This window comes from Cupriavidus phytohabitans (assembly GCF_000426345.1).
Taxonomy (GTDB): Bacteria; Pseudomonadota; Gammaproteobacteria; order Burkholderiales; family Burkholderiaceae; genus Cupriavidus.
This window is the reverse complement of sequence record NZ_AUFE01000025.1, coordinates 1,885-19,930: the sequence shown is the minus strand read 5'-3', so window position 1 is coordinate 19,930 and position 18,046 is coordinate 1,885. Positions and strand designations below refer to the sequence as shown.

The window sequence follows — 18,046 nt, the reverse complement described above, 5'->3', positions numbered from 1 at the left end:
GTGCATCTTACGCGCGTGGCGCGGCGCTGTCGAAGCGCAGTGCAGCGGCCGCCCCCGGCCCGCGGGTGATCCCCGAGGCATGCCCGCCACCGGTGTCCGGGGGTCCGGAAAACCCCTTAGCTTCTGCTAAAATTGCGGTTTTCCCGCCGACAGGCTCACGCCCGCCCGCGTCCAAGCTCACGTCCAAGACCGCCCGAATGTCCGCCCTAGCCCATCCCGCAACGAGTCCCTTTGCTTCCCAGCCCGCCAAGCTGATGGCCGATGCCATCCGCGTGCTTGCCATGGACGCCGTCCAGCAGGCCAATTCCGGCCACCCCGGTGCGCCGATGGGCATGGCGGATATCGCCGTGGCGCTGTGGGGCCGGCACCTGAAGCACAACCCGGCCAACCCGCAGTGGGCCGATCGTGACCGCTTCGTGCTGTCAAACGGCCACGGCTCGATGCTGATCTACGCGCTGCTGCACCTGAGCGGCTATGACCTGCCGGTCGAAGAGCTGAAGAACTTCCGCCAGCTGCACAGCAAGACCGCCGGCCACCCGGAATACGGCATCACGCCGGGCGTGGAGACCACCACCGGTCCGCTCGGCCAGGGCATCACCAACGCGGTCGGCATGGCGCTGGCCGAACGCCTGCTTGGCGAAGAATTCAACCGCCCCGGTTTCGATATCGTCAACCACCACACCTACGTCTTTCTGGGCGACGGCTGCCTGATGGAAGGCATCTCGCACGAGGCCTGCTCGCTGGCCGGTACGCTGAAGCTGAACAAGCTGATTGCGCTGTGGGACGACAACGGCATCTCGATCGACGGCGATGTCGTGCACTGGTTCAACGACGACACCCCGAAGCGTTTCGAGGCCTACGGCTGGAACGTGATCCGCGGCATCGACGGCCATGACGTCACCGCCGTCGACCTGGCGATCTCGCAGGCCAAGGCCAGCGACAAGCCGACCCTGATCTGCTGCCGCACCAAGATCGGCAAGGGCGCGCCCAACAAGGAAGGCGGCCACGACGTGCACGGCGCGCCGCTGGGCGGCGCCGAAGTGCTGGCCACCCGCGAGGCGCTGGGCTGGGCCCACGCCCCGTTCGAGGTGCCGGCCGACGTCTATGACGCCTGGGACGCCAAGGCCAACGGCCAGGCGCTGGAGCGTGCCTGGACCGCGCTGTTCGACGCCTATGCCGAGCGCCACCCGTATGAAGCCGGCGAGTTCACCCGCCGCATGAAGGGCGAGCTGCCGGGTTCGTTCGACGCCGCCGTCGAAGCCTTCATCGCCAAGTGCGAGGAAAAGGCCGAGACCATCGCCACCCGCAAGGCCAGCCAGAACACCATCGAGGCCTTCGGCCCGGTGTTGCCCGAGTTCCTCGGCGGCTCGGCTGACCTGACCGGCTCGAACCTGACCAACTGGTCCGGCAGCAAGGCCGTGCGCGTGGATGCCTGGGGCAACCACATCAACTACGGCGTGCGCGAGTTCGGCATGAGCGCCGTCATGAACGGCATCACGCTGCATGGTGGCTACATCCCCTACGGCGCGACCTTCCTGACCTTCTCGGATTACAGCCGCAATGCGCTGCGCATGGCGGCGCTGATGAAGATCCGCTCGCTGTTCGTGTTCACCCACGACTCGATCGGCCTGGGCGAAGATGGCCCGACGCACCAGTCGATCGAGCACGTCGCCAGCCTGCGCCTGATCCCCAACATGGACGTCTGGCGTACCGCCGACACCACCGAGACCGCCGTGGCCTGGGCCGAGGCAATCCGCCGCGAGAACGGTCCGAGCTGCCTGATCTTCAGCCGCCAGAACCTGCCGTTCCAGCAACGCGACGACGCCACCCGCGCCAATATCGCACGCGGCGGCTACGTGCTGCGCGACAGCGTCAACGCCGGGACCGGCCGTCCGGACGCCGTGATCATGGCAACCGGCTCGGAAGTGGGCCTGGCGGTTGGCGCGGCGGACGCGCTGGCTGCGGAAGGCGTGCATGTGCGCGTGGTGTCGGTCCCGGCGACCACCGTGTTCGACAAGCAGGACACCGCCTACAAGGCCAGCGTGCTGCCGGCCGGCGTACCGCGCGTGGCGGTCGAGGCGGGCGTGACGGACTTCTGGTGGAAGTACCAGGTCCAAGCGGTAGTGGGCATCGACACCTTCGGCGAATCGGCGCCGGCCGGCGTGCTGTTCAAGCACTTCGGCTTCACCGTCGACAATGTCGTGCGTACGGTGAAAGACACCCTTATCTAAGCATCCGGGCGCTGGAACCGCGCGGTGCGCCGTGCGGCAGCAGCGGCGCCCACCGGTTTTCATCGATCCTCAGGAGAGACAGTCATGACCATCAAGATCGGCATCAACGGCTTCGGCCGCATCGGGCGCATGGTGTTCCGCGCCGCCGCCGCCAACTTCAAGGATATCGAAGTCGTTGCCATCAACGACCTGCTCGAGCCCGACTACCTGGCCTACATGCTGAAGTACGACTCGGTGCACGGCCGCTTTGACGGCGAAGTGTCGGTCGACGGCAACACGCTGGTCGTCAACGGCAAGAAGATCCGCCTGACCGCCGTCAAGGATCCGGCCGAGCTGAAGTGGGGCGAAGTCGGCGCCGACGTGGTAATCGAGTCGACCGGCATCTTCCTGACCAAGGAAGGCGCGCAGAAGCACATCGACGCGGGCGCCAAGAAGGTGATCATGTCGGCTCCGTCGAAGGACGACACCCCGATGTTCGTGTACGGCGTGAACCACGAAACGTACAAGGGCGAGGCGATCATCTCGAACGCCAGCTGCACCACCAACTGCCTGGCCCCGGTGGCCAAGGTGCTGAACGACAAGTGGGGCATCAAGCGCGGCCTGATGACCACGGTGCACGCTGCCACCGCCACGCAGAAGACCGTTGACGGCCCGTCCAACAAGGACTGGCGCGGCGGCCGCGGCATCCTGGAAAACATCATCCCGTCGTCGACCGGTGCCGCCAAGGCCGTGGGCGTAGTGATTCCGCAGCTGAACAAGAAGCTGACCGGCATGTCGTTCCGCGTGCCGACCTCGGACGTGTCGGTGGTTGACCTGACCGTCGAGCTGGAAAAGTCCGCTTCGTACGAAGAAATCTGCGCCGAGATGAAGGCCCAGAGCGAGGGCGCGCTGAAGGGCGTGCTGGGCTACACCGAAGACAAGGTTGTCGCCACCGACTTCCGCGGCGACGCACGCACCTCGATCTTCGACGCCGAAGCCGGCATTGCGCTGGACGGCACCTTCATCAAGGTCGTGAGCTGGTACGACAACGAGTGGGGCTACTCGAACAAGTGCCTGGAGATGGCACGCGTGGTGGCCAAGTAATCCGGCTGTCCTTGCAGTAAAGAAGAACGCGCCTTCGGGCGCGTTTTTCTTGGGCACAAGCGGTCGTTCAGCCGGCCTGGCGCGGCGCCAGCGGGCGCGCGTCGACGGCCGCGCCGTCCACCAGGAAGTGGCCGCCGGCGACATGGTGGATGGTGCGCAGCGCGTCGTGGCCCTCGAAATGCCAGCGCCCGTTGCTGAATACGCGCGAATCCGCATGCGCTGCGACCACTTCGCCGAGGAACAGGTCATAGGTCTGCTGCGTCGCGGGCTCCGGCAAGAGCTTGCATTCGAGCCAGGCTGCGCAACCTTCCAGCAGCGGCGCGCCGACGACTGTCCCGGCAAAGCTGCCCAGCCCATAGGCATCGAACTTGTCGGTACCTTCCTGCTCCAGCAGGGCCAGACCGGAGCTGGAGCCCAGTGCCTCGGTCAGGTCGACCTGGCTGACAGTAGGCACCTGCAGCACGAATTCCCCGCTCTCTTCCAGCAGGCGCCGGGTCCAGGTGCTCTTGTCCAGCACCACCGCGACCTTGGGCGGCGCGAAATCGAGCGGCATGGCCCAGGCGGCAGCCATGATATTGCGCTTGCCGCCCGCGGCCGCGCTGACCAGCACCGTCGGGCCGTGGTTGAGAAGGCGGTAGGCCTTGGGCAGTTCGACTGGAAGGCGGGAATGGTCGGCTCGGGAGTCAGGCATGATGGCGGACGCGTCTGCGCCCTGGGAAAAGAATGACAAAAATGGGATGGCGACAGCGAATATACCCTGATGCACGAGGGTCTGCCGTTGCACTGAAGTTGGGCGTATATGAGGCCAACTTCATAAAAACGGCCTTATTTTGCAGAAATATGACAGGGTTCGTCGCTCCGAAAATGCCGAATTTGCTTTCCGAGCCTGTTTTTTCCTCTTACACTAGCAAGATGCCGTTGAACTCTGATGTGCAGCCAGTGCAAGTGGTGGGGCCATCTTTGCTAAGAAAAATCTGACCTGGGCCTGATCATGGTGAACGTAGACACAAAGCTTTTAGTGATCTTCACCGAGCTGCTGAGTAAGCGAAACGCGACCTACGTCGCGGAGAAGATGCATATGACCGCGCCAGCCGTATCGCATTCGCTGGGCCGGTTGCGCGAGATCTTTGACGATCCGCTCTTCATCCGAGTCCCCCACGGCCTGACGCCCACCCCCCGCGCGCTGGAGCTGGGCCCCAAGATCCGCGACATGCTGGACCTGTGGTCGTCGATCAACGAAGGCGACGCCGACAATTTCGATCCCGCGGTGGCCACCGGCACGCTGAGCATCGGTTTTGCCGCCGAGCTGGGCGACACGGTCTTCAACCGCTTCGTGCTGCGCATCAAGCAACTGGCGCCGGACCTGCATATCAAGCTGGTCGAGTCCCATTCCTGGGAAGCCGACGTGGCCTCGATGCGCGCCAATGAGCTGGACCTGGCGTTCTCCCCGTTCCCGACCCGGCATCCGGAAATCGTCGAGGAAATGGTGACGTCGCTGAACCTGTGGGTGTGCGCGCGCAAGAACCATCCGGTGCTGAAGAACCATTGCACGCTCGAGCAATACCTGGACTGCGGCCATATCTTCATGGCGCATTCCGGCGGCGCGGGCCGTCCGGCGCCGTCGCTGATCCCGCTCGACTACGCGCTGCAGCAGCGCGGCCTCAAGCGCAATGCGACGCTGACGGTGCATTCGTGGCGGGCCCAGGCCGAGATGGCCGCGCAGACCGACATGATCTTCACCGTCAATGCGCTGACCAAGGACATGGCCTGCGAAACCTACGGCCTGAAGGCGTTCCCGCTGCCGGCGGAACTCAACACCACGGTCGGCCTGAACATGTTCTGGCACCGCAGCCGCAACACCCATCCGATGCTGGTATGGGCGCGCAACCTGTTCCGCCAGGTGGTGGCCGAGTTTGTCGGCCTCTCGGCGTCGCGCCCGTCGCGCGTGGTTGCCGGAGAAGACCTGCAATCGCTGCGTGAGCCCTGAACCGGCGCACCCCATAAAAAAACCGGCGCCTGGCGCCGGTTTTTGTTTTTCTGCCGGATGCGCTACGCGGTGCGTGCGCCGGCTTATCGTTTGGGTCTGTGGGGACAGTCGGTTTTAGTGCAGTTGCCGTACAGCGACAGTGCGTGTTCCTGCAGGGCAAAGCCGCGCTCGCGCGCAATGCTTTGCTGGCGATGCTCGATTTCGGAATCGAAGAATTCTTCGACGCGGCCGCAATCGAGGCACACCAGGTGGTCGTGGTGCTTGCCTTCGTTGAGTTCGAAAATGGCCTTGCCGGATTCAAAGTTGTTGCGCGACAGCAGGCCTGCCTGTTCGAACTGGGTCAGCACGCGGTAGACGGTGGCGAGGCCGATATCCATATGCTCGTTCAGCAGGATACGGTAGACGTCTTCCGCGCTCAGGTGCCGCTGTTCGCTGGTCTGAAAAATTTCAAGAATCTTCAGCCTGGGCACCGTCGCCTTCAGGCCGATATTCTTGAGGTCCGCCGGACTCGGCATGGGCGTGACTCCCTAGAGTACAATGTCTGGATAGTTGAATCATAAGGGTTTTGACAGCAAAAGTCGCCCGCGGTGCCATGTCCCATGTGGGCAACGCGCCTCAGGCATTTGCGGTCGGCCCCATGTGGTTGCCGCGGCAGGCGCCCCGTGCGCATGTGGTGTAACCGGCTCTTGCAGCGCTTGCTGCGCTGGTCTCCCGCGGTACTTTCCGTACTTTCCCTTTCCCTCCCGGAAGCGAGATACATGCGTTATACCCGTTCGTCCGCCATGCGCCCGACGCTGGTTGTCTCCCTGCTGGCCGCGGCTCTGCTGGCCGGCGCCTGCTCGGCCTACGATTCCACCTCGCGCAAGGTAGCCAACGCCATCACGCCGTACCGGATCAATATCGTGCAGGGCAATTTCGTGTCGCGCGAAGCCGCTTCGCAACTGCGCGCAGGCATGACGCGCGAGCAGGTCAAATTCCTGCTCGGCACGCCGCTGCTGACCGATGTGTTCCACGCCAACCGCTGGGACTACGTGTTCTCGTTCCGCCGCGGCAATACCGCCGTGGTGCAGCAGCGCCGCTACACGGTCTTCTTCGAGGGCGACCAGCTGGTCAAGTTTGGCGGTGACGAGCTGCCGTCCGAGTACGAGCTGATCGCCGAGATCGACGGCATGAAGAAGGCGCTGAAGGACCAGACTCCGGGCAAGGTCTCCACCAGCAGCACGGCCGCCGCCCAGCCCGAGCCGCAGACCACCGTGGAAAACTTCGTGCCGCGGCAGGCGACCGAGACGGCTGCCGCGCCGGCGGCGACGCCCGCGCCCGCTGCCCCTGCTGCCGAGGCGCCGCCGACCGCTGCACCGGCCCAGGCCACCGCGCCCGCCGACACGCCCGCCGACGCGCCCGCTGACGCGCCCAAAGCCAACTGAGCCGCCATCCGCGGCCCGCCATCCGTTCCGGGCCGGTCAGCCATGACCGGCCTATTCACTTTTCACGTATTGCGCACATTCCGCTGAGCCAGACACCATGAACATCGCCATCGCAGGCGCATCCGGCCGCATGGGCCGCATGCTGATCGAACAAGTGCTGAACACCGAGGGCGTGAAGCTGTCGGGCGCGCTCGACCTGCCGGGTTCGCCGGCGCTGGGCCAGGACGCGGGCCTGTTCCTGGGCCGCAACACCGGCGTGGCGATCACCGCCGACGTGGAAGCCGGGCTGGCCGGCGCGGACTGCCTGATCGACTTCACGCGTCCGGAAGGCACGCTGGCGCACCTGGCTGCGGCGAAGAAGCTGGGCGTCAAGATGGTGGTAGGCACCACCGGCTTCGACGATGCCGGCAAGGCCGCGCTGGCCGAGGCCGCCAGGTCCATCGGCATCGTTTTTGCCGCCAATTTCAGTGTTGGCGTCAATGCCACCTTCAAGCTGCTGGAAGTGGCGGCCAAGCTGCTGTCCACCGGCTACGACATCGAAGTGATCGAGGCCCATCACCGCTTCAAGGTCGACGCCCCGTCGGGCACCGCGCTGAAGATGGGTGAAGTGATCGCCGATGCGCTCGGCCGCGACCTGAAGACCTGCGCCGTCTATGCCCGCGAAGGCCATACCGGCGAGCGCGATCCCAATTCGATCGGCTTTGCCACCATCCGCGGCGGCGACATCGTCGGCGACCACACCGTGATGTTTGCCGGCATCGGCGAGCGCATCGAGATCAGCCACAAGTCGTCCAGCCGCCAGTCGTATGCCGACGGTGCCGTGCGTTCGGCCCGTTTCCTGGCCGACAAGCCCAATGGCCTGTTCGACATGCAGGACGTGCTGGGCCTGAAGTAAGGCGCCCCGGGGCGGCCAGGGCTGGCGCCACGGTTATAATCGATTGCTTTAGCATTGCTCGCCGGACGGGCGCCCAGACGGGCGCCCGCCGCCTACATTCCAACGCTTCCCCGGCTGCCGGCAGGCCAGTTGCCGCGCAGACGCTGCCCTGATCGTTGCCCTGACTGCTGTCCCGACCATGCAAGACAAATACCTTCCTTCCGCCGTTGAACAAGCCGCCCAGCAGCACTGGCAAGCCATCGACGCCTACCGCGTGTCGGAGCATGCAGCGGGCCCCGACGGCAAGGAAAAGCCCAAGTTCTATGCCTGCTCGATGCTCCCATACCCGTCGGGCAAGCTGCACATGGGCCACGTGCGCAACTACACCATCAACGACGTGATGGCGCGCTACCTGCGCATGAACGGCAACAACGTGCTGATGCCGATGGGCTGGGACGCCTTCGGCATGCCGGCGGAAAACGCCGCACTGAACAACGGCGTGGCGCCGGCTGCCTGGACCTACGACAACATCGCTTACATGAAGAAGCAGATGCAGTCGATGGGCCTGGCGATCGACTGGTCGCGCGAGGTCGCCACCTGCAGCCCGGACTACTACCGCTGGAACCAGTGGCTGTTCCTGAAGATGCTGGAAAAGGGCATTGCCTACCGCAAGACCGGCACCGTCAACTGGGATCCGGTCGACCAGACCGTGCTGGCCAACGAGCAGGTCATCGACGGCCGCGGCTGGCGCTCGGGCGCGGTGGTGGAAAAGCGCGAGATCCCGATGTACTACCTGCGCATCACCGAGTATGCGGAGGAACTGCTGGGCGACCTGGATGGCCTGGGCTGGCCCGAGCGCGTCAAGGTGATGCAGCAGAACTGGATCGGCAAGAGCGTGGGCGTGCGCTTCGCCTTCACCCATGACATCCCGGGCGAGGATGGCAAGCCGATCAACGACGGCAAGCTCTACGTCTTCACCACGCGCGCCGACACCATCATGGGCGTGACCTTCTGCGCGGTCGCCGCCGAGCACCCGCTGGCCACGCACGCCGCGCTGAACAATCCCGAGCTGGCTGCCTTCATCGACGAATGCAAGCACGGCTCGGTCATGGAAGCCGACATGGCGACCATGGAGAAGAAGGGCATGCCGACCGGCCTGCAGGTCGTGCACCCGCTGACCGGCGAAAAGGTCGACGTGTGGGTCGGCAACTACGTGCTGATGAGCTACGGCGACGGCGCCGTGATGGGCGTGCCCGCGCATGACGAGCGCGACTTTGCCTTCGCCAACAAGTACAACCTGCCGATCAAGCAAGTGATCGACGTGAAGGGCCAGCCGTACTCGACCGAAGCCTGGCAGGAATGGTACGGCGACAAGGAAAACGGCACCTGCATCCACAGCGGCAAGTACGATGGCCTCGGCTATCAGGCCGCGGTGGAAGCCATCGCCGCCGACCTGGGCGCCATGGGCCTGGGCGAGAAGAAGACCACCTGGCGCCTGCGCGACTGGGGCATCTCGCGCCAGCGCTACTGGGGCACGCCGATCCCGCTGATCCACTGCGACAGCTGCGGCGTGGTGCCGGTGCCTGAACAGGACCTGCCGGTGGTGCTGCCCGAAGACCTGGTGCCGGACGGCACCGGCAACCCGCTGGCCAAGGATCCGCGCTTCCTGCAGTGCACCTGCCCGTCGTGTGGCAAGCCCGCGCGCCGCGAGACCGACACGATGGATACCTTCATCGATTCGTGCTGGTACTACATGCGCTATACCTGCCCGGACGCGGCCACCATGGTCGATGCCCGCAACGACTACTGGATGCCGATGGACCAGTACATCGGCGGCATCGAGCACGCGATCCTGCACCTGCTGTACGCGCGCTTCTGGACCAAGGTCATGCGCGACCTGGGCCTGGTCAAGTTCGACGAGCCGTTCACCAACCTGCTGACGCAGGGCATGGTGCTGAACGAGACCTTCTACCGCGAAGACGCCTCGGGCAAGAAACACTGGTACAACCCGGCCGACGTCGACGTGCAGACCGACGAGCGCGGCCGCCCGGTGGGCGCCACGCTGAAGGCCGACGGCCAGCCGGTGGTGATCGGCGGCATCGAGAAGATGTCGAAGTCCAAGAACAACGGCATCGACCCGCAGGCGCTGATCGACCAGTACGGCGCCGATACCGCACGCCTGTTCGTGATGTTCGCCGCGCCGCCCGAGCAGCAGCTTGAGTGGAGCGGCTCGGGCGTGGAGGGCGCCTCGCGCTTCCTGCGCCGCGTGTGGAACTACGGGTATGCCAACGCCGCCGCGCTGCGCGATGGCGCCGGCAGCGCCATCACGGCCGATGACGCCGGGCTGCGCCGCGAGATCCACGGCGTGCTCAAGCAGGCTAACTACGACTACCAGCGCATCCAGTACAACACCGTGGTTTCGGCCACGATGAAGATGCTGAATGCGCTGGAAGACGCCAAGACCGCTTCGCCGGCCGCGCGCCGCGAGTGCTTCGGCATCCTGCTGCGCGTGCTGTACCCGGTGGTGCCGCACATCACCCACGGCCTCTGGGAACAGCTGGGCTTCGCCGCCGAATCCGGCGACCTGCTCGACGCGCCGTGGCCGCAGGTCGATGAAGCCGCGCTGGTGCGCAGCGAGATCGAGCTGGTGCTGCAGATCAACGGCAAGGTGCGCGGCAGTATCACCGTGCCGGCCAGCGCCGACCGCGCCGCGATCGAGGCGGCGGCCGCCGGCTGCGAGACCGTGGCCAAGTTTGCCGAAGGCAAGGCGCCCAAGAAGATCGTGGTGGTGCCGGGCCGGCTGGTGAACGTGGTGCTGTAACGGGTCAGCGGCCCGGAACCTGACTGAGGAATCGCCAAGAATGAAGCGACTGAACATGGGCCGCCGCAAGGTGCTCGCGGCGATGCTGGCGGTGCCGGCAACGGGCCTGCTGGCCGGCTGCGGCTTCCATCTGCGCGGCAATTCGGACTTCGCGTTCAAGCGGCTCTATATCGGGATTCCGCCCAACTCGCTGATGGGCGCGGACCTGCGCCGCGCCATCCGCGGCGGCTCCGACACCCAGGTGGTGGCCGACCAGAAAGAGGCTGACGCGCTGCTGGACGTGCTGCAGGACACCCGCACCAAGTCCATCCTGTCGATCACGACCGAAGGCGTGGTGCGCGAATACCGCCTGACGCAGCGCTTCACCTTCCGCCTGCGCGATGCCGCCGGCAAGGAACTGATCGCGCCGTCGCAGCTGGTGCTGACGCGCGACCTGACCTACAACGAAGCCAACACGCTGGCCAAGGACTACGAAGAGCAGCAGCTGTACCGCGACATGCAGCGCGATATCGTGCAGCAGCTGATGCGCCGGCTGGCAGCGGTCAAGGCCATCTGAGCGGGGCAGATTTACGGCATGCAACTCAAGCTCGACGGGCTCGACGCGCACCTGAAGCAGGCGAAGGCCAAGGGCCTGGCGCCGCTGTACGTGGTGCATGGCGACGAGCACCTGCTGGTGCTGGAGGCGGTGGATCGCCTGCGCGCCGCCGCGCGTGAAGCGGGGTTTTCGGAGCGCGAGGTGCTGGTGGCCGAGCGCGGCTTCCACTGGGGCCAGCTGGTCGAGGCGCAGCAGTCGATGTCGCTGTTCGGCGACCGCAAGATCGTCGAGCTGCGCATCCCTTCGGGCAAGCCCGGCAAGGATGGCGGCGAAGCGCTGCGCGCGGTGGCGGCACAGCCGTCGCCGGACGTGGTGCTGCTGGTGACGCTGCCGCGGCTGGATTTCGCCACTTCCAAGTCGGCGTGGTTCCAGGCGCTGGAAGGCGCGGGCGTGTCGATCAAGGTCGACACGGTGGACCGCACCCGGCTGCCGGCCTGGGTCAGCGAGCGGCTGGCGCTGCAGCAGCAGCGGGTCGAGGGCGGCGAGCCGGGCCGGCGCGCGCTGCAATTCATCGCCGACAAGGTCGAGGGCAACCTGCTGGCGGCGCACCAGGAAATCCAGAAGCTGGGGCTGCTGTACCCGCCGGGCGAACTGAGCTTCGACCAGGTCCACGACGCGGTGCTGAACGTGGCCCGCTATGACGTATTCAAGCTGTCCGAGGCGATGCTGTCGGGCGACGTGCCGCGGCTGGTGCGCATGCTCGAAGGGCTGCGCGGCGAGGGCGAGGCCACGGTGCTGGTGCTGTGGGCGCTGACCGAGGAAATTCGCGTATTATCCAAGGTCCGGCAAGGCCTTGCGGCCGGCAAGCCGGCGGGCGTGCTGATGCGCGAACTGCGCGTCTGGGGCCCGCGCGAGCGGCTGGTGCCGCAGGCCGCGCAGCGGCTGCAGCTGCCACGGCTGGAAGCGGCGCTGGCACTGGCCGCGCGGCTGGACCGCCAGGTCAAGGGCCTGCAGGACCTGCCCCCACCGGGCAGCGCGCCATTGCCGGCGGAGCCGTGGGATGGCTTGCAGCAGCTGGCGCTGATGGTTGCCCGCTAGCGTTCGCGTCCCGAAGATTTGCTCCCCTCTCCTGCCTGCGGGAGAGGGGAGAAATACACACACTGACGGCCTTCCCCCGGCCACTGACATGAACGAGCTCGACCTCAACCAATACATGGACCGCGTCGGCCGCCAGGCCCGCGCGGCGTCGCGCGCGATGGCGCGTGCCTCGACGGCGGACAAGAACCAGGCGCTGCTGACCATCGCCGCCGCCATCCGCCGCGATGCCGACAAGCTCAAGGCCGTCAATGCGCGCGACGTGGAGCGTGCCCGCGCCAACGGCCAGGACGCCGCCTTCGTCGACCGCCTGACGCTGTCGGACAAGGCCATCGCCACCATGGCCGCCGGCCTGGAGCAGATCGCCGCGCTGGCCGACCCGATCGGCGAGATCTCGAACATGAAGTTCCGCCCGACCGGCATCCAGGTCGGCCAGATGCGCGTGCCGCTGGGCGTGATCGGCATCATCTATGAGTCGCGCCCGAACGTGACCATCGATGCCGCGGCGCTGTGCCTGAAGTCGGGCAACGCCACCATCCTGCGCGGCGGATCCGAGGCAATCGAATCCAACACCGCGCTGGCCGCGCTGGTGGCCGAAGGCCTGGCCGCCGCCGGCCTGCCGCCAGAGGCCGTGCAGGTGATCGAGACCACCGACCGTGCCGCGGTCGGCCGCCTGATCACCATGACCGAATTCGTCGACGTGATCGTGCCGCGCGGCGGCAAGAGCCTGATCGCGCGCCTGATGGAAGAAGCGCGCGTGCCGATGATCAAGCACCTGGACGGCATCTGCCACGTCTACATCGATGCCGCCGCCGACCTGGACCGCGCCGTGCGCGTCTGCGACAACGCGAAGACCCAGCGCTACGCGCCGTGCAACACCATGGAAACGCTGCTGGTGTCGCGGGACATCGCCGCCGCCGCGCTGCCGCCGCTGTGCCGCATCTACCAGGAGAAGGGCGTCGAGCTGCGCGTCTGCCCGGCAACCCGCGCCACGCTGGAGGCCGCCGGCTTCAGCGGGCTGGTCGATGCCGCCGAGGAAGACTGGCGCCTGGAATACCTGGCCCCGATCCTCGCCATCAAGACCGTTTCCGGCCTCGATGAAGCCATCGCGCATATCAACGAATACGGCTCGCACCATACCGATTCGATCATCACCGAGGACTACTCGGCGGGCATGCGCTTTATCCGCGAGGTCGATTCAGCCAGCGTGATGATCAACGCCTCGACCCGCTTTGCCGATGGTTTCGAATATGGCCTGGGCGCGGAGATCGGCATCTCCAACGACAAGCTGCACGCACGCGGCCCGGTCGGGCTGGAAGGGCTGACCTCGCTCAAGTACGTGGTGTTCGGGCACGGCGAGATCCGGACCTGACGCCGGCCCGCCAACAACAATAACAATCGCAAGCCAACGTCTGTCCGCCGATGCTCTGGGTCAAAGCGCTGCATATCGTCTTCGTCGTTTCGTGGTTCGCCGGCCTGTTCTACCTGCCGCGCATCTTCGTCAACCTGGCGATGGAGACCGATGCCGCCAGTACCGAGCGGCTGCTGCTGATGGCGCGCAAGCTGTTCCGCTTCATGACCATGCTGGCGGTGCCGGCGGTGGTGTTCGGACTGTGGCTGTACCTGGGCTACGGCATCGGCCGCGGCGCGGGGCAGGGCTGGATGCATGCCAAGCTGGCGCTGGTGGTGGTGCTGATCGGCTACCACCATGGCTGCGGCATGCTGCTGCGCAAGTTCGAAGGCGGGCGCAATACGCGCTCGCACAAGTTTTATCGCTGGTTCAACGAACTGCCGGTGCTGGTGCTGCTGGCGGTGGTGATCCTGGTGGTCGTCAAGCCGTTCTGAGCCGGGCGCCCGTTCCACAAATTGCGAGATCGAGATGAGCAAGCTGGTTGACTACTATATGACGCCGCAGTCGCCGTTCGTCTACCTGGGCCATGCGCGCTTCGCCGCCATTGCCGAGCGCCACGACGTGCAGGTGAACCTGAAGCCGTGCGACATGGGCAAGGTATTCTCCGTCTCCGGCGGACTGCCGCTGGCGCAGCGCCCGCCGCAGCGCCAGGCTTACCGGCTGGTCGAGCTCAAGCGCTGGAGCGCGTTCCTGGACCTGCCGCTGAACCTGGAGCCAACCTACTTCCCGGTCTCCGGCGACGCGGCCAGCAAGCTGATCATCGCGGCGCAGCTGGCGCACGGCACCGCGCGCGCGATGCAGCTGACCGGCGCGATCGGCGCGGCGGTGTGGGCGCAGCAGCGCAATATTGCCGATGCCGCCACGCTGGCGCAGATCGCCGACGAGGCCGGACTGGATGGCGCTGGCCTGCTCAAGGCCAGCGAGGCGCAGTCGGTGCAGGCGGCCTACGTGCAGAACACGCAGGACGCGATCTCGGCCGGCGTGTTCGGCGCGCCGTGGTATGTGTTCGACGGCCAGCCCTTCTGGGGCCAGGACCGGCTCGACTTCCTCGAGCGCGCGCTCGCCGCCGCTTGAACTAAGCTATCGGATATCTCCCGTCCGCTACGGCGGACGTTTTTGTTTGCAGGAAACCTGACCCATGACCCAAGCCTTCTTTGCCCCTTGCCCGCGCGGCCTGGAGAGCGCCCTCGCCGAAGAACTGCGCGAGATCGCCGCCCGGCCGGGCATGGCCGCGCTGGCGCCGTTCACGGTGCACCAGGAGGTGCCGGGCGGGGTCAACTTCTCTGGCGAGATGGCCGCCGCCTATGCCGTCAACCTGCATTCGCGCATCGCCAGCCGCGTGCTGCTGCGCGTGGCCGCGCGCGGCTACCGGCATGAGGACGACATCTATAACCTGGCGCGCGGCGTGCGCTGGGAGCAGTGGTTTTCGCCGGACGAGTCGCTGCGCGTCGATATCACCGCGCACAAGTCGCCGCTGCGCAGCCTGAATTTCACCGCGCTGCGGGTCAAGGACGGCGTCTGCGATGCCATGCGCGAGCGCCTGGGCGCCCGCCCGAGTGTCGATACTGTCAGCCCCGATGTGCGCGTCTATGCTCACCTGACCGAGCGCGATTGCACGCTGTACCTGGACACCACTGGCGAGCCCCTGTTCAAGCGCGGCTGGCGCACCGAGAAGGGCGAGGCGCCGCTGAAGGAAAACCTGGCCGCGGGCATCCTGCGCCTGGCGGGCTGGGTGCCGGGGCAGACCTTCCGGCCGTTCTACGACCCGATGTGCGGCAGCGGGACGTTCCTGATCGAGGCCGCCCAGGTGGCGCTGGACATCGCCCCGGGCGGCAGCCGCAGCTTTGCCTTCGAATGGCTCAAGGGCGTTGACCGCAAGGCATGGCAGAAGCTCAAGGACGACGCCCAGCGCGCGCGCATGCTGGCCTCGGCCGATGAGTTGCAGGTGGTGGGATCGGACATCTCGACAGACATGCTGGCCATCACGCAGGCCAACTGGCAGCGCGCCGGCCTGCCGGGCGAGGCGCGCACCAAGCAGGTCGATGCACGCTTCGTGCAGCCGCCCTACGACGAGCCGGGCCTGCTGCTGATGAACCCGCCGTACGGCGAGCGCATCGCGGTGCGCGGGCAGCGCCGCATGCCGGACGAGGAAATGCCGCGAGACGAGGTGGAGGAGGCGGCCGCCAACCAGTTCGCCAGTGCCTTTGCCACGACGCTCAAGCAGAACTTCGCGGGCTGGCAGGCGTGGGTCTTTACCGGCGACCTGGGCTTCCCGCGCCGGTTGCGGCTGAAGGAATCGCGCCGCACGCCGCTCTACAACGGCAATATCGAATGCCGGCTGTTCCGGTTCGACATGGTGCGAGGCGCCAACCGGGCACAGCAGGCGGACTGAGCGCCTCCGCGTCCCCTGCAGGCCACGCAGGGTCAGCCGCGGTTGCGTCCCGTCAGGGCCTCGGGATTGCGGGAAAAATCGGCCAGGAAGCCCTGCAGGCTGACCACCGGCTCCTGCAGCAGGTGGCGCGGGAGGTCGAACAGGGCGTAGAAGAACTCTTCGTTGCCTTCGCAGCGCTCGGCCGGCAGGCAGTATTGCTCCCAGTCGATGCAGGCGGGCGTGTACATGCCGTTGCCCGGCCAGAAGAACGGCACCAGGCGGCCCTCGCGCAGGCCTTCGATCAGCGCGGCGGGGGCGTCGTAGGCTTCGGCCGATTCCACCTGGCTCATCAGGCCGGCGCGGGTCTCGATCACCATCAGCGTGGCGTGGCCTTGCGCAGTCAACAGCAGGATGCCGGCCGGGTTGGGGTACAGGTAGTACTCGACAAAGCCGTAGCGCGCCGTCAGCTGGCGCACCCGCTCGGTCATGGCCGGGTCGGACAGGAACGAGAACGAATGCCGCGTCAGCAACTCGCGCAGCGTGCGCGACAGCGTGGCGAAGTACGCATGCTGCATGGCCTCGATTTCCAGGTCCAGCCGCTCCACCATATTGCTGTCGTGCTTCTTTACATAGCGGTCGATCAGACCGTGGTTGAAGCCCTGCACGGCGATGCTTTCGTCAGCGGTGCCGGTCAGCAGGATGGTCTTGCACGGCAGGTCCTGCAGTGCCTGGCAGAACTCCAGGCCGTCCATCTGCGGCATCGAGTAGTCCACCACGATCACGCCCGGCTGCAGGAAGCGGTTGATATCGTGGATCTGGCGGTAGATCCGGTCGATATCGAGCTGGACGGTGCGGCGCTCGGTCAGGAAGGTCAGGTCGTCATGCGTGACCCGCACCGGCAGGAAGCCGGGGAAGCGGGTGGCATAGGCCTCGCGGATCCATTGCAGCGCTTCACGCGGGTCGGTGAAGGTGATGACCGCGCGCGAGGCATCCATCTGGAACGCCAGGCTGTCGATGAACGATTTGCTGTCGTCGACGAGGACGGTCAGGACCGGGTGATGGAAGACCGACAGGTTCCGGTCATGCGGGTTGAAGGTCATGATGCGTTGGCGTCGGGGCCGGCGGGCAGGGGTTCGGCGCATTCGGCAAGCCGGCGTGCGCATTCGCAGGCCAGTATAGCGCGCCGTGGCTGCCTTGCAAGGCACGGCGCCGCAAGCGACCGGGAACGCCCGGCCGCCTGCGGGCATGGCAGTCTTAGTCGACCGCCTTGAACATGTCCTCGACCACTTTCTTGGCGTCGCCGAACACCATCATGGTCTTGTCCATGTAGAACAGCTCGTTGTCCAGACCCGCGTAGCCGGCCGCCATCGAGCGCTTGTTGACGATGATGGTCTTGGCCTTGTACGCCTCCAGGATCGGCATCCCGGCGATCGGCGACTGGGGGTCGGTCTTCGCTGCCGGGTTGACCACGTCGTTGGCGCCCAGCACCAGCACCACGTCGGCCTGGCCGAACTCGCTGTTGATGTCTTCCATCTCGAAGACCTGGTCGTACGGCACCTCGGCCTCGGCCAGCAGCACGTTCATGTGGCCGGGCATGCGGCCGGCCACCGGGTGGATCGCGTACTTGACGGTCACGCCCTTCTCGGCCAGCTTCTCGGTCAGTTCCTTCAGGGCGTGCTGCGCGCGCGCCACGGCCAGGCCGTAGCCCGGCACGATGATCACGGTCTCGGCGTTGCCCATCAGGAAGGCGGCATCGTCGGCGGAGCCGGACTTGACCGGGCGCTGCTGCTGGTCGCCCGCTGCGGCCGCTGACGTCGCGCCGCCGAAGCCGCCCAGGATCACGTTGAAGAACGAGCGGTTCATCGCCTTGCACATGATGTACGAGAGGATGGCACCGGACGATCCCACCAGCGAGCCGGCGATGATCAGCATCGGGTTGTTCAGCGAGAAACCGATGCCGGCGGCCGCCCAGCCCGAGTACGAGTTCAGCATCGACACCACCACCGGCATGTCGGCGCCGCCGATCGGGATGATGATCAGCACGCCCAGCACGAAGGCGATCGCCAGCATGATCAGGAACGGCAGCCAGGCCTGCGACATGAAAAAGATGATGCCGAAGCCGACCATCGCCACCGCCAGCAGCAGGTTCAGCCAGTGCTGGCCGGGGAACACCACCGGCGCGCCCTGGAACAGGCGGAACTTGTAGCGCCCGGC

General features: G+C 66.3%; 16 protein-coding genes. 12 read left to right on the top strand and 4 right to left on the bottom strand.

Annotated elements, in window-relative coordinates; translation table 11 throughout:
• Nucleotides 1–197: 197 nt before the first annotated feature.
• Together tkt and gap are read left to right on the top strand one after the other, a co-directional pair.
• Complete coding sequence (gene tkt / locus K309_RS0118700) at nt 198–2,231, top strand: transketolase (protein WP_029047846.1); 2,034 nt, start codon at nt 198–200, stop codon at nt 2,229–2,231.
• Nucleotides 2,232–2,315: 84 nt separating this feature from the next.
• The gene (gap, locus tag K309_RS0118695) at nt 2,316–3,314 is read left to right on the top strand and encodes a type I glyceraldehyde-3-phosphate dehydrogenase (protein ID WP_029047845.1); all 999 of its coding nucleotides are present in this window, start codon (nt 2,316–2,318) and stop codon (nt 3,312–3,314) included.
• A 67-nt stretch (nt 3,315–3,381) separates the two neighbouring features.
• Here gap and K309_RS0118690 read toward each other — a convergent pair whose 3' ends face one another.
• Nucleotides 3,382–4,005 (bottom strand): flavin reductase family protein, encoded by a 624-nt coding sequence (locus K309_RS0118690; RefSeq protein ID WP_029047844.1) that lies wholly within the window; start codon nt 4,003–4,005, stop codon nt 3,382–3,384.
• Between the two features lie 300 nt (nt 4,006–4,305).
• On the opposite strand from K309_RS0118690, the gene K309_RS0118685 reads away from it, so the two are divergent.
• Complete coding sequence (locus tag K309_RS0118685; protein WP_029047843.1) at nt 4,306–5,301, top strand: LysR family transcriptional regulator; 996 nt, start codon at nt 4,306–4,308, stop codon at nt 5,299–5,301.
• A gap of 83 nt (nt 5,302–5,384) precedes the next feature.
• Here K309_RS0118685 and fur read toward each other — a convergent pair whose 3' ends face one another.
• Nucleotides 5,385–5,816 (bottom strand): ferric iron uptake transcriptional regulator, encoded by a 432-nt coding sequence (gene fur, locus K309_RS0118680; RefSeq protein ID WP_029047842.1) that lies wholly within the window; start codon nt 5,814–5,816, stop codon nt 5,385–5,387.
• Nucleotides 5,817–6,059: 243 nt separating this feature from the next.
• Here fur and K309_RS36795 point away from each other — a divergent pair, with 243 nt between their 5' ends.
• The 9 genes from K309_RS36795 to K309_RS0118635 all read left to right on the top strand — a co-directional run bounded on the left by K309_RS36795 (nt 6,060) and on the right by K309_RS0118635 (nt 15,853).
• Complete coding sequence (locus tag K309_RS36795) at nt 6,060–6,725, top strand: outer membrane protein assembly factor BamE (RefSeq protein WP_035877858.1); 666 nt, start codon at nt 6,060–6,062, stop codon at nt 6,723–6,725.
• A 97-nt stretch (nt 6,726–6,822) separates the two neighbouring features.
• Complete coding sequence (gene dapB, locus K309_RS0118670; protein WP_029047841.1) at nt 6,823–7,620, top strand: 4-hydroxy-tetrahydrodipicolinate reductase; 798 nt, start codon at nt 6,823–6,825, stop codon at nt 7,618–7,620.
• A 178-nt stretch (nt 7,621–7,798) separates the two neighbouring features.
• Entirely contained in the window at nt 7,799–10,420 is a 2,622-nt protein-coding gene (gene leuS / locus K309_RS0118665) for a leucine--tRNA ligase (protein WP_029047840.1), read from the top strand.
• Nucleotides 10,421–10,460: 40 nt separating this feature from the next.
• Nucleotides 10,461–10,976 carry an LPS-assembly lipoprotein LptE gene (locus K309_RS0118660; protein ID WP_029047839.1) on the top strand — a complete coding sequence of 172 codons (516 nt, stop codon included), beginning with the start codon at nt 10,461–10,463 and terminating at the stop codon, nt 10,974–10,976.
• A gap of 18 nt (nt 10,977–10,994) precedes the next feature.
• The gene (holA, locus tag K309_RS0118655) at nt 10,995–12,053 is read left to right on the top strand and encodes a DNA polymerase III subunit delta (protein ID WP_029047838.1); all 1,059 of its coding nucleotides are present in this window, start codon (nt 10,995–10,997) and stop codon (nt 12,051–12,053) included.
• An 88-nt stretch (nt 12,054–12,141) separates the two neighbouring features.
• On the top strand, nt 12,142–13,422 hold the full coding sequence (locus tag K309_RS0118650) for a glutamate-5-semialdehyde dehydrogenase (RefSeq protein ID WP_029047837.1): 1,281 nt from the start codon (nt 12,142–12,144) through the stop codon (nt 13,420–13,422).
• 50 nt (nt 13,423–13,472) lie between these two features.
• Nucleotides 13,473–13,895, top strand: a complete 423-nt coding sequence (locus K309_RS0118645; RefSeq protein WP_029047836.1) for a CopD family protein — start codon at nt 13,473–13,475, stop codon at nt 13,893–13,895.
• A 34-nt stretch (nt 13,896–13,929) separates the two neighbouring features.
• Nucleotides 13,930–14,535: a 2-hydroxychromene-2-carboxylate isomerase gene (locus K309_RS0118640; RefSeq protein WP_029047835.1), complete on the top strand. Its 606-nt coding sequence runs from the start codon at nt 13,930–13,932 to the stop codon at nt 14,533–14,535.
• A gap of 64 nt (nt 14,536–14,599) precedes the next feature.
• Nucleotides 14,600–15,853 (top strand): THUMP domain-containing class I SAM-dependent RNA methyltransferase, encoded by a 1,254-nt coding sequence (locus tag K309_RS0118635; protein WP_029047834.1) that lies wholly within the window; start codon nt 14,600–14,602, stop codon nt 15,851–15,853.
• A gap of 32 nt (nt 15,854–15,885) precedes the next feature.
• Here K309_RS0118635 and K309_RS0118630 read toward each other — a convergent pair whose 3' ends face one another.
• Complete coding sequence (locus tag K309_RS0118630) at nt 15,886–16,932, bottom strand: response regulator (RefSeq protein WP_029047833.1); 1,047 nt, start codon at nt 16,930–16,932, stop codon at nt 15,886–15,888.
• A gap of 154 nt (nt 16,933–17,086) precedes the next feature.
• On the bottom strand, nt 17,087–18,046 hold a 960-nt coding region (locus tag K309_RS44300), incomplete at its 5' end, for an NAD(P)(+) transhydrogenase (Re/Si-specific) subunit beta (RefSeq protein WP_500784376.1).